Raw genomic sequence first — 12,449 nt, 5'->3', positions numbered from 1 at the left:
GACAAATGGAAGGCCAGCCCTCACGGCACCGGCAGCTTGTCCAGCAGCGTCTTGACCACGTCTTCGGTGGTCACGCCTTCGGCTTCGGCTTCATACGAAAGCAAAATGCGGTGGCGCAGGATGTCCGGGGCGAGATCCTTCACGTCTTGCGGGACGACGTAGTTGCGGCCGTTGAGGAAGGCCAGTGCCTTGGCGGCGAGGGCGAGATTGATCGTGCCGCGTGGCGAAGCACCGCAGCGGATGAGCAGCTTCAAATGCGGGGCCAGCGTTTCGGGATGCCGCGTGGCGTTGATGATCGCGACGATGTAATCGCGAATCTTCTCATCCATGAACAGCTGGTTCACCACGACGCGGCTGGCGCTGATGGTGGCGACATCGGTGACCTGGTTCACATCTACCATCGGTGCCGAGGTGGCCATGGCATCGAGAATCTGGCGTTCTTCCACCGGCGTCGGGTAGGTGACGCGCACTTTGAGCAGGAAGCGGTCAAGCTGGGCTTCGGGCAGGGTGTACGTGCCTTCCTGGTCGATCGGGTTCTGCGTCGCCAGCACCATGAAGGGATCGGGTAGCTTGTGGGTGTTTTCGCCGAGCGTGACCTGGCGCTCCTGCATCGCTTCGAGCAGGGCGCTCTGCACCTTGGCCGGAGCGCGGTTGATTTCGTCCGCCAGCACCAGATTGGCAAAAATGGGGCCGAGGCGTGGGGTGAAGGTGCCGTCCTTCGGATGATACACCATCGTGCCGACGACATCCGCCGGCAGCAGGTCGGGCGTGAACTGGATGCGCTGAAACTTCGCCTTCAAAGTGCCCGCGAGGGTGCGCACGGCGAGTGTTTTGGCGATGCCGGGCACGCCTTCGAGCAGCACGTGGCCGTTGGTCAGCAGCGCCACCAGCAGGCGGTCCACGAGCATCGTCTGACCCACGAGAACGCGGGCGATTTCGGTGCGGAGCGGTACCACCCAGGAGGCGGCTTGGATGATGGCTTCCTGGTCAGGAACGGCGGGGGGGGCGGCGGTGGCAGGCATGTGAAGGTGGGTACTGGTCAACGGGGCGGCTTCTCCCGTCAACTCTCAAGGATCAGCGTATTAACGCTGCATGCGTCAGTTTATGTTGGTGGAATTGTAAGAGGTTTGAGCTTTGATGCCGCCGATGACACTCCAAGACCTCCGCGAGCAAGTTTGTGCCGCCAATCGTGCCCTCGAACCCAGCGGCCTCGTCCGCCTGACCTGGGGCAACGTCAGCGGCATCGACCGCGCCTCGGGTTTGTGGGCCATCAAGCCCAGCGGCGTCGATTATTCGGCTCTCACCCCCGCCGACATCGTGGTGCTCGACCTCGAAGGCAACGTGGTGGAGGGCAAACTGCGCCCTTCGTCCGACACGAAGACACATCTGGTGCTCTACCGCGAATTCTCCGCCATCGGCGGCATCACGCACACGCATAGCCTGCATGCGACGATGTTCGCGCAGGCCGGGCGTGAGCTGCCGTGCTTCGGCACCACGCACGCCGATCATTTCCACGGCACGGTGCCCATCGTGCGTGCGCTCACGCCGGCGGAAGTGGCGGATGATTACGAACACTTCACCGGCGTCGCTATTGTCGAGCGTCTGCGTGAATTGAACCTCAATCCGCTCGAAATGCCCGCCGTGCTGCAGCTCCACCACGCGCCCTTCACCTTCGGCAAAACCGCGATGGACTCGCTCCATAACAGCATCGCCCTCGAAATGTGTGCCCACATGGCGCTTGGCTCGATCTCGTTGAATCCGGCGATGAATTCGATTCCCGAACACATTCTGGAAAAGCATCACCTGCGCAAACATGGGCCGGGGGCGTATTACGGGCAGAAAAAGTAGCGTCTCCAGCTACCGCCTCTGCATGTCCCCGGATAAGGGAAGCAAATGCTCGCTAACGTGATCTGCCGGGGTAGGCTCATCCACCAATGATCAGGACTGCGGCATACTTATTTGCAGCGCGACACCCTCAGCCACCCGGATGGAGCGCCGGGTCATCACGATGAACCACCTCCCCAGCATGGACGACCCCGGCAAGGAGGCGCGCATCCGCCAGTTGGAGCAGCAGCTCAGTGCCTTGACAACGACGCATCAGGAACTGCTGGAGGACCACCGTGCGCACAAGGAGACGGAGGCTGCGCTGCAGCGCAGCGAAGCCCGCCTGCGCGCCATCTTCGACACCGAGCCTGAGTGCGTGAAGCTGCTGGCCGCCGATGGCTCGCTGATCGAGATGAATCCGGCTGGCTTGCGGATGCTGGAAGCCGATTCATTCCAACAGCTCGAGAACCACTGCGTTTATCTGCTCGTCGTCGCGGAGCATCGCACGGCCTTTCGTGAACTCACGGAGCGGGTCTTTCTCGGCGAATCAGGCTCGCTCGAGTTTCAGATCATCGGGTTGAGAGGCGGCCGCCGCTGGCTGGAGACGCACGCCACTCCTCTGCGCGACGCGTCCGGCGCGATCACCGCCATGCTCGGCATCACGCGCGACATCACGCAGCGCAAGCAGGCGGAGGCGATCACCGCCAGTCAGACGCAGGTGCTCGAACTGATCGCCAAGGATGTGCCGCTGGCCGAGACGCTCGCCGCCATGCTTGAGCACATCGAGGCCATGGTGCCGACGATGCTCTGTTCTGTTCTGTTGCTCGACGGTGACGGCCAGCACCTGCGCCATGGTGCCGCGCCGAGTCTGCCGGACGCATACAACCGCGCCATTGACGGCTTACGCATTGGCCCGTGCGTCGGCTCATGCGGCACGGCGGCGTTTCGGCGCGAGCAGGTAACCGTCGAGGACATCGCCACCGATCCGCTGTGGGCGGATTATCGCGAACTGGCCTTGGCGCACGGGCTGCGCGCCTGCTGGTCCACGCCCATTTTCGACGCGCAGCAGTGCGTGCTGGGCACCTTCGCGATTTACTATCGTCAGCCGGGCCGACCCACGGTGCTGGACCTGCGGTGCGTGGATCTGGCCACGGGCCTGGCAGCCGTCGCCATCAGTCGCAAACGCGCCGAGGCGGCGCTGCAGATGATGCGCTTCAGCGTGGATCACGCGGGTGACGCGGTGTTCTGGGTCAGCCCCGAGGGGCGCATCCTGTATGCGAACGACTCCGCCTGCGCGGGACGCGGCTATTCCCGCGAGGAACTGCTCGGCATGACGATCTTCGACCTCGACCCGGATTACCAGCCCGGCATCTGGCCCGCGCATTGGGCGGAGCTGAAGCGCTGCGGCACGCTGACCTTTGAAACGCGCCATCGCAGCAAGGACGGCCGCGTGTTTCCCATCGAGGTCAATGCCAACTACGTCCAAGCCAGCGGGCAGGAATTCAATTTTGCCTTCGTCCGCGACATCACCGAGCGCAAGCAGGCGGAAGACGCGTTGCGCGAGATCGCGCAACTGTTCCGACTGTTCGTCGAGCACAGTCCGGCGGCCATCGCGATGCTCGACTGCGATATGCGCTACCTCGTGGCGAGCCATCGGTGGCTGACCGACTTCCGGCTGTGCGAGCAGGACGTCATCGGCCGCAGTCATTACGATCTTTTTCCAGACATCCCGGAGCGCTGGAAGGTCATCCACCGGCGCTGCCTCGGCGGCGCGGTCGAAAAGAGTGCCGCCGATGAGTTCCCTCACGCGGACGGCTCGACCGACTGGCTGCGCTGGGAGATGCGGCCCTGGCACACGAGTCATGGAGCCATTGGCGGGGTGATCATTTTTTCGGAACGCATCACCGAACGGAAGCGAGCGGAAGAAGCGCTGCGCGAGAGCGAGGCGAAGTTCAGCAAGGTGTTCCGCAACAGCCCTGACGCCGTGCTGCTGACCACGCTCGACGGCCACATCCTTGATGCCAATGCTGGATTCACACGGCTGACTGGCTTCGAGATCGACGAAGTCCGCAGCCGCACGACGTTGGGGCTGGGCTTCTGGGCGGATCTTGCGGACCGCCAGCGCTTCCTGGCGGGCCTGTGCGATCACGGACGGATGAACGAGATGGAAGCGACGTTCTGCACCCGAGCCGGCGCGTTGCGCACCTGCCTGATCTCCGGGGAGTTGATGGATCTCGGTGGCCAGCCCGCCATCATCGGCGTGGTGCGCGACATCACCGAGCGCAAGCAAGCGGAGCACCGGTTGGCGGAGTCCGGCGCGCAGTTGCGCGCGTTGCTCGCCCGGCTGCAGCGGGCGCGGGAGGAAGAGCGCATCCGCGTCTCGCGCGAGATTCATGATGAGCTGGGGCAGTTGCTCACCGGCCTGAAGATGGATGTGCGCTGGATCGAGCGGAAGCTCTCAGACCCCGGCCTGCCGCCTGCGCTCAACCCGCTGCTGGACCGCGCCGTGGCGGCTTCCGAACTAGCGGATGCCACCATCGCCACGGTGCAAAAAATCGCCGCCGAGCTGCGGCCCGGCACGCTCGACCATCTGGGCCTGGAGGCCGCGCTCAACCAGGAGGCACGCCGGTTTCGGGAGCGCAGCGGCGTCCGCTGCGTGGTGGTCATTGCGGAGTCATTGCCGGCGCTGCCGCCGGAGACCGCCGGTGAGCTGTACTACATCTGCCAGGAAGCGCTGACCAACGTGGCGCGGCATGCCCAGGCCACGAGTGTGGTCATCGGCTTGAAGACCGACGGCGGCGACATGCTCCTCGAACTGCGCGACGACGGCGTGGGGATGGCCGGAGCGGAGCTGAACGCACCGCACTCGCTCGGGCTGCTCGGCATGCGCGAGCGTGCGGCGCAGTGTGGCGGCACGATCACCTTCACCCGCAATGTGCCGCAGGGGACGCGGGTGGCGGTGCGGGTGCCGCTGGCGAATGACGAACGGCCAATGACGCGGCAGATCCTATGAAAACCTTGTTGGTGGATGATCATGAAATTGTGCGGCGGGGCTTGAAGCAGCTTCTGCTTGAGGCGTTTCCGCAGGCAGTGTTCGGCGAGGCCAGCCGGGTGCCGCAGGCGCGTGAGCTGATCATGCAGCAGGAGTGGCAACTGGTGCTACTGGACATCAACCTGCCCGGCGGCAGCGGCCTGGACCTGCTCGTCGAGGTACGCCTGCTGCGGCCCCAGGCGGCGGTGCTGATGCTCAGTTCCTATCCCGAGGAGGAGTTCGCGGTGCGTGCCTTCAAACTCGGCGCCGCAGGCTATCTGACCAAATCAAGCGTGGCCGATGAAATGCTGGCCGCGGTGAACAAAGTGCTCACCGGCGGCAAATACGTGAGCGTGGCGCTGGCCGAAAAACTCGCCATAGCGCTCGGCAATCCACAGCAGCAAGCACTGCACGAGACGCTGTCATCTCGCGAACTCGAGGTGCTGCGCCTGGTGGCCACGGGCAAAACCATCAAAGAGATCGCGGCGGGATTTTCATTGAGCGAAAAAACCATCGCCACCTACCGCATGCGCATCGCCGTGAAGCTTGGCCTGTCCACGAACGTGGAGCTGGCGCGTTACGCCCTGCAGCACCACTTGGTGGATTAGACTGCGCACCGCCCAGCCCCTCGCGTTGTCAGTAATTCTACCGACACGCACTTCAGCCTTCCACACCTATCACGGTGATGACGCCCGGCCTAGCTTGGTGGACGATGAACACCGTCAACACCCACAAGAGCGCGGGCAAACCCGCAGTGCTGCGCGTACTGCTCGTCGAAGATTCCGTGCCGGTGCGCCAGCGCATTCGCAGCCTGATCGAAGAATCCTGCCCGGTGGAAATCGTTGGCGAGACCGGCTCGGCGAGTACTGCACTGGCGTTGTTTCAGGTACACCAGCCGCACGCGGTGGTGCTGGACTTGAATCTTGCGGAAGGAGACGGCGTGCAGGTGCTTGCGACGATCAAACGCAGCCACCCCGCGTGTGTCGTGGTGGTGCTGACCAATTTCGACATCCCGGAAAGCCGGGGGCAGTGCGTTTGGCTTGGTGCGGACCATTTCTTCCACAAATCCAGCGAGTTTGAGCGCGTGCCGGAGGTGCTGGCAGAGCTGGTGTGTTACGATGCGTTCAAGCCGGTCCCAACACCAGTGATCGACCGCGCTCATGCTGCGGCAGCGCACGCGCTCAGAGGCGTGGCATGTCCGCCATCACCGGAAGCCACGTTGCCGCAGCGTGCTGACCTGGCGCCGGTCCCGGAAAATTTGATGAACTTGCCATCACACGCGTACCAACCGCGCATCCTGGTCATTGATGACAACATTGCCATCCACGACGTTTTTCGCCAAATCCTCGGTTCTGTCGCTGCGGCTGGCAGTGTTTTGCAGCCGGCGAACTTTGCCATCGACGTTGCCACGCAAGGCGCAGAAGCTCTGGCCTTGGTGCAGCAGGCGGTGGCCGCCGGCCGTCCTTACGCCGTCGCTTTCGTCGATATCCACATGCCGCCAGGCTGGGACGGCATCGAAACGGCCCGGCGGCTCTGGCACATCTGCCCCGCGATGCAGATCGTCATCTGCACCGCCTACCCCGACTTCCCCTGGGCCGACTTGCAGGAGCAGATAAAACCACGCGACCGCCTGCTCATTCTCAAAAAACCCTTCGACGCCGCTGAGGTGCTGCAACTCGCCTACACGCTGACAGAAAAGTGGCGGCTACAGCATGAATCGAGCACGCTGCTGCACAATCTCGAAGCCTCCGTGCAGTTGCGCACGCAGGAGCTGGAGGCGGCCCGGCTTGATGCCATCAGCTTGATGGAGGAGGCCGTGCAAAGCCGCGAAAAGGATCGGCAGTCATGTGAAAGCCTGCGGCATGAAATGACGGAGCGCAGCAGGCTGGAGCAGCGCTTTCGCGATCAGGCCGCCCTGCTCGACAAAACCAGCGACGCCATCGTGACGCGCGACCTCGCGCACCGCATCACCTACTGGAACAAAGGCGCGGAGCAGATCTACGGCTGGACCAGCGAAGAAGTCATCGGTCGCAGTTTTTCGGAGCTGCATTATCGCGATGCGGCGCCATTTGAGCAGGCCTGTGCCGCCGTCGTCAGGCTCGGTGAATGGCATGGTGAACTGCGGGAGGTCAACAAAGCGGGCACCCCGGTGCTGGTCGAGGGCCGCTGGACCCTGCTGCGTGACGCCGCCGGCCGGCCGCACGGCATCCTCGCGATCAACACCGACATCACCGAAAAGAACCAGCTCCAGCAGCAGTTCCTCCGCGCCCAGCGCATGGACAGCATCGGCACCCTGGCCGGCGGCATCGCCCATGACCTTAACAACGCCCTGGCCCCCATCATGATGTCCATCGAGCTGCTGAAACTGCGGGAGCAGAATCCGCAGCGCATGAGCATGCTGGCGACCATCGAAGGCAGCGCCAAACACGGCGCCGACATGGTCCGGCAGTTGCTGTCCTTTGCCCGCGGGGTTGAAGGGAAGCGGTTGGTGGTGCAGGTCGGCCATCTGCTCAAGGAGATCGAAAAATTCGCCAATGAGACCTTTCTCAAGACCATCCAGGTGCGCAGTGACATCCCGCGGGACTTGTGGACCGTGCAGGGTGATCCCACCCAGCTCCACCAGGTGCTGCTCAATCTCTGTGTCAATGCGCGTGATGCCATGCCCGGCGGCGGCACGCTGAAGCTCGCCGCCCGCAATCTGATGCTCGATGAGCACTACGTCGGCCTTAACGGCGAGGGTAAGCCTGGCCCGCACCTCCTTATTCAGGTGGCGGACACCGGCACCGGCATGCCGCCAGCAGTGATCGAGCGCATCTTTGAACCCTTTTACACTACCAAGGAGCTGGGCAAAGGCACCGGTCTGGGCCTGTCCACCACGCTGGGCATCATCAAGAGCCACGGCGGCTTTCTGCGGGTTAACAGCGAGGTGGGGCAGGGCACCCTGTTCCGCATCTATCTGCCAGCGCAGGCAGCGGTTGCGGCAGACGCCGCCGCACCCGTTCACCGTGAGCTGCCACACGGCCACGGCGAACTCGTGCTCGTCGTCGATGACGAAAGCGCTGTGCGTGAGATCACCCGGCAGACGCTGGAGGCCTTCGGCTACCGCGTGCTGCTGGCCTGTGATGGTGCCGAGGCCACCGCCCTCTACAGCGTACGCAAGCAGGACATCGCCGCAGTGCTCACGGACATGATGATGCCCGTCATGGACGGGCCGTCCACCATCCAGACGCTCATGCGCATCAATCCAGAGGTGCGCATCATCGCCGCCACCGGCCTGAATGCCAACGGCATAGAAGCCAATGCCGTCAACGCCGGCGTCAAACACTTCCTTCCCAAGCCCTACACCGCCGAAACCCTGCTGATCGCGCTCCAGGCAGTGCTGTGACGTAGCCCACGCTTCACCACGCACCTTTTACCTGCGGCAAAACCGCGCTGGACTCGCCAGCGCCCGCGAAATGTGCGCGCACATGGCCTGCGGCTCGTTTTCGCTGAATCCGGCGCTGAATTCGATGCCAGCCCACATTTTGGAACAACATCATCTTCGCAAACACGGTCCAGGAGCGTATTACAGGCAGAAGTAAGCTCAACCACCCACACCTTTGAAACACCGCCGCCGCTGCCCCGCCATACGTCACCTGCGCCCGCTTTCGCTGGCTTGGGTGCTGATCCTGACCTTGCTGCCAGGGTGCAAGAGTGAACGGTATCACAAGATCTGGAGAACCCTGGACCCGGTGGGCTACAAACATTCCCACAGCGCCGTCTTCAATGGCAGCAATTACCAGCGCGGCATCCAGCCCGCCGTGTCTCCGACGCCGTCCGCGGATGCCATGGGACTGGAGATCGCTCGATAGCGCGAACCACGAACCGCCTGCTTCTCTGCGTCACCGGCCCACACGGCCCTCGGTTCGGCCTCGCTGCATCCGGCTTACATCTTCACAAAACATTCAGTTCTGCTCTGCGACCGTCCAGCCTCTGCGGTTCCATCCAAATTAACCGCAGAGGCTGGACGGTCGCAGAGGCTCATGGACATTCCTGGTCACGGTTCAAGCAGCGCCCGAGCTCAGGATGCCTGCACCTCCGCAAACACGGGCCGGGGGCGCATTGCGGACAGAAGTAAAATCGGGTGATGCGAAAAGTTCATTGTGGTGGGAGGCGGCTGTGAGAGAATTCGCCCATGCCAAACGCAGCACATGCGCCAACTTGGGATTCTGTGCCTGCGGCGTCTCCACCCACGGCTTCGCGGCGTGAGTTCCTGCGCTTGCTGACGCTCGCTTCGGCGGCACCGCTCACCGCTGCGCCGTTGCTGGCCCAGGTGGATGCGGCGGTGAAGCCCGGGAAGCCGCTCAAGATCATCATCGCCGGGGCCGGGCTCGCCGGTTTGTGCGCCGCGTATGAATTGGAGAAACGCGGCCATCAGTGTGTGATCCTCGAAGCCGATGGCAGTCACATTGGCGGGCGTGTGCGTACGTTGCGCCTGCAGGACGGTCTTTACGGCGAAGCCGGGGCCATGCGCGTGCCGGAGTCGCACCAGATCACGCGGCACTACCTCAAAGAGTTGGGCGTGGCGCTGCGGCCCTTCGTTTCCACCAACGACAACGCCTGGTGCCACCTGCGCGGCCATCGCGCTCGTCTCAAGGACTTGGACACGCTCAAGCCGCACTTCGCGCTCACTGAACGTGAGCGGAAGATGTCACCGGCGGACCTGTGGAAGGCAGCGGTGGTGAGTCGGCTGGAAAAACTCTCCGCCGCCGAGAAATCCGACCTGCTGGCCGCCCGCATGACCACGCCCGCATGCCAGGCACTCGACCGGCTCTCGTTGCGCCAGTTGCTCGAAGCGGATGGATTTTCCGACGAAGCCATCGAACTGGCGGGGGTGGTCTGGGGCCAAGAAGCCCTGCTCGACAGCGCCGCTACCGAGCACCTGCGCGAAGAGATGGAGAACGTGTGGAATCTCAGCTTCGACGAAATCGTGGGCGGCACCGACCGTTTCGCCACCGCCTTCGTGGCGCAGCTCAAATCGAAGCCACGCACGGGTTGTGAGATCATCCGCCTGGAGCAAAGCGCGGATGGAAAGCGTGCCGCCGCTGTTTTCCGTAATCGCGCGAACAACGGTGCGGAAGAACGTGAAGAAGGCGATTTCCTCATCTGCACACTGCCGTGCCCCGTGCTCGGTCGCATCGAAACGCCTGGCTTTTCTGGCGCGAAACTGCGCAGCCTCCGCCAGCTTATCTACGACTCGTCCACCAAGGTGCTCGCGGTGACGAAACGCCGCTTCTGGGAGACGGACGATGGCATCTACGGCGGCGGCACCTTCACCGACCTGCCGACCGCGACGACTTACTACCCGGCGGACAACGCGCAGGCCAAAGATCCCGCCGTTTCCGCTCAGCCATCCGTTTTTCTCGCCTCCTACTCATGGGGGCAGCAGGCCCGGCGTCTCGGTGTGCTCGATCCCGCCGCGCAGCGAGACGTGGTGCTCACGCATTTGAGCAAGGTGCATCCGCAGCTTGCCGAGCCGGGCATGGTCACGCGCACCGTCGGCTGGAGCTGGGATCGTCATCCGTGGAGCGGCGGTGCCTTCGCGTGGTTCAATCCCGGCCAGCATGGTGCGTTGCATCGTCATCTGCTCGCAACCGAAGGCCGCATCCACTTTGCCGGCGAGCACGCCTCGCTTGCGCACACCTGGATGCAGGGTGCGCTGGAATCCGCGCTGCGGGTGGTGAAGGAAGTGCTGGTCGCGCAGGGCTGAACTTACTTCTGCTTCGCTTCGTAGCCCGGCAGCGGCTTGCCGTCTTCGCCGAGCTTGCCGCAGGCCCAGAGCAGGCCACGGGTGACGAGATCGAGGTAAACCGGATCCTGCATCGTGGCATTGCCATGACCTAAGGTGGTGCCGAAGACGCGGCCGTCTCCATACTGGTTCGTCCAGATGACATGGTGGTCCTTCTTGGTGTCCTCGCCGTAGGCGGTGGCCAGGGGGATGAAGTTCTCCCACAGCTTTTCATTCTTGTAGAGTTCGTCCTTCGGGTTGAGCCACTCTTTCGGGAAACCTTTCATGATCGGGTGCGCCTCGGCCACGTTGCGCACTTTGAGATCGCGGTTCTTCTCGTGGCTCATCGAGGTCTGGCCCACGCATTTGCGCCATGCATCAGTCTGAGCGGCACGATAGCTGTGGGTGGAGCAGTGCAGCATCACGGCGGGAACACCTTCCCAGTGCGCTGTGGCGATGCCCTCGACGAACGGCACGTCCGTCACGGCGCCGAAGCATTCGTTGTGAACGACCACGTCATACTTTTTCGCCCAGCCTGCCTCCTTGTAGATGCTGATCTGGTGCGTGCGGTCATCCTTCACCCGCGCCTCCTCATGCACGATGGTGAACTCCACATTCGCCCGTGCGCTGATGCCCTCGCTGAGGATCAGCTTCTGGTTCTCGTAATCGTGGCAGCAACCGCCGCAGACCATGAGAACTTTGAGCGGTTTCACGTCCTCGGCGTGGACACTGGAGGCAAACAGACAGATGAACGAGAGAAGAGAGAGCAAGGTTGGGCGCATGGCGGGAGCATTATCGTCATGCGATGACTTTTTCTCCCAAAATTCTGTTTTTTCGGCTAAGCGTGCCGCCCTCACATGAAAATCGTTCTTCTCGACGCCCATACCGCGAACCCTGGCGACTTGTCCTGGCAGCCGCTCGCAGCCATCGCTCCCTGCGAAGTGCATTCGCGCACGCCGTTGGATCAAACCGTGGCCCGCTGTGCCGGGGCGGAGATGGTGATCACCAACAAGTCACCGCTGACGCGTGAAATCATCGCCGCGCTGCCGGATTTGAAATACATCGGTGTCACGGCCACGGGCTTCAATGTCGTCGATGTCGTGGCAGCGAAGGAGCGCGGCATCGTGGTGACGAACGTGCCGGGTTACAGCACGCCTGCGGTAGCGCAGCATGTGATCGCGCTGATGCTGGAGCTGACGAACCATGTCGGCCATGCAGCGAAGAGCGTGGAGCAAGGCGGATGGGTGAAATGCCCGGATTTCTGCTACTGGGATCATCCGATCATCGAACTGGCTGGCCGCACGCTCGGCATCATCGGTTATGGCGAAATCGGCAGCGCCGTGGCGCGGATCGGTGTCGCCTTCGGCATGCAGGTGCTCGCTTCCAAGCGCACCTGGAAGGAACCGCCGCCCGCAGGCGTCGCCGCCGCCGAAATCGACGACATTTTCCGCCGCTGCGATGTGATCAGCCTGCACTGCCCGCTGACCGATGCCACGAAGCATCTCATCGGCGAACGCACGCTCGGTTTGATGAAGCGTGAGGCCGTTGTGATCAACACGGGTCGCGGACCGCTCGTCGATGAAGCCGCTTTGGCGAAAGCACTGAATGAAGGCCGCATTGCGGGTGCCGGACTCGACGTGCTGTCGATGGAGCCAGCAAAAGCCGACAATCCGTTGCTCGGAGCGAAGAACTGCCTCATCACCCCGCACATCGCCTGGGCGAGCCGTGAATCACGCGCACGTTTGATCGACATCACTGCCGCGAACGTGCGTGCGTTCCTGGCGGGGACGCCGGTGAATGTGGTGAATCCTTGAGGAGTAATGCCGG

Annotated in this window: 9 protein-coding genes; 7 read left to right on the top strand and 2 right to left on the bottom strand. The window is 63.1% G+C overall.

Annotated features, from left to right (window positions below; all coding sequences use genetic code 11):
- Positions 1 to 20 precede the first annotated feature (20 nt).
- Complete coding sequence (locus tag ACKVY0_RS24480) at positions 21 to 1,022, bottom strand: AAA family ATPase (RefSeq protein ID WP_409217487.1); 1,002 nt, start codon at positions 1,020 to 1,022, stop codon at positions 21 to 23.
- 124 nt (positions 1,023 to 1,146) lie between these two features.
- Here ACKVY0_RS24480 and araD point away from each other — a divergent pair, with 124 nt between their 5' ends.
- The 6 genes from araD (at position 1,147) to ACKVY0_RS24450 (ending at position 10,604) form a co-directional block, all read left to right on the top strand.
- Positions 1,147 to 1,848, top strand: a complete 702-nt coding sequence (gene araD / locus ACKVY0_RS24475) for an L-ribulose-5-phosphate 4-epimerase AraD (RefSeq protein WP_409217486.1) — start codon at positions 1,147 to 1,149, stop codon at positions 1,846 to 1,848.
- Between the two features lie 160 nt (positions 1,849 to 2,008).
- Positions 2,009 to 4,837: a PAS domain S-box protein gene (locus ACKVY0_RS24470; RefSeq protein WP_409217485.1), complete on the top strand. Its 2,829-nt coding sequence runs from the start codon at positions 2,009 to 2,011 to the stop codon at positions 4,835 to 4,837.
- Positions 4,834 to 5,463, top strand: coding sequence for a response regulator (locus tag ACKVY0_RS24465; protein WP_409217484.1), 630 nt, complete (start codon positions 4,834 to 4,836; stop codon positions 5,461 to 5,463). The genes ACKVY0_RS24470 and ACKVY0_RS24465 overlap by 4 nt, the downstream gene beginning before the upstream one ends.
- A 77-nt stretch (positions 5,464 to 5,540) precedes the next feature.
- Positions 5,541 to 8,240 (top strand): response regulator, encoded by a 2,700-nt coding sequence (locus ACKVY0_RS24460; RefSeq protein WP_409217483.1) that lies wholly within the window; start codon positions 5,541 to 5,543, stop codon positions 8,238 to 8,240.
- A gap of 214 nt (positions 8,241 to 8,454) precedes the next feature.
- Positions 8,455 to 8,706 carry a hypothetical protein gene (locus ACKVY0_RS24455; protein ID WP_409217482.1) on the top strand — a complete coding sequence of 84 codons (252 nt, stop codon included), beginning with the start codon at positions 8,455 to 8,457 and terminating at the stop codon, positions 8,704 to 8,706.
- Between the two features lie 323 nt (positions 8,707 to 9,029).
- Positions 9,030 to 10,604 carry a flavin monoamine oxidase family protein gene (locus tag ACKVY0_RS24450; protein ID WP_409217481.1) on the top strand — a complete coding sequence of 525 codons (1,575 nt, stop codon included), beginning with the start codon at positions 9,030 to 9,032 and terminating at the stop codon, positions 10,602 to 10,604.
- Between the two features lie 2 nt (positions 10,605 to 10,606).
- Here the strand turns inward: ACKVY0_RS24450 and ACKVY0_RS24445 are convergent, their stop codons facing one another.
- Positions 10,607 to 11,404 (bottom strand): ThuA domain-containing protein, encoded by a 798-nt coding sequence (locus ACKVY0_RS24445; protein WP_409217480.1) that lies wholly within the window; start codon positions 11,402 to 11,404, stop codon positions 10,607 to 10,609.
- A 75-nt stretch (positions 11,405 to 11,479) separates the two neighbouring features.
- On the opposite strand from ACKVY0_RS24445, the gene ACKVY0_RS24440 reads away from it, so the two are divergent.
- Positions 11,480 to 12,436, top strand: a complete 957-nt coding sequence (locus ACKVY0_RS24440; protein ID WP_409217479.1) for a D-2-hydroxyacid dehydrogenase — start codon at positions 11,480 to 11,482, stop codon at positions 12,434 to 12,436.
- Positions 12,437 to 12,449: the final 13 nt, after the last annotated feature.

It is taken from the genome of Prosthecobacter sp., assembly GCF_046154365.1.
Classification (GTDB): Bacteria; Verrucomicrobiota; Verrucomicrobiia; order Verrucomicrobiales; family Verrucomicrobiaceae; genus Prosthecobacter.
Note: the sequence above shows the minus strand (reverse complement) of the source record. Positions and strands in the feature narration are given on the sequence as shown.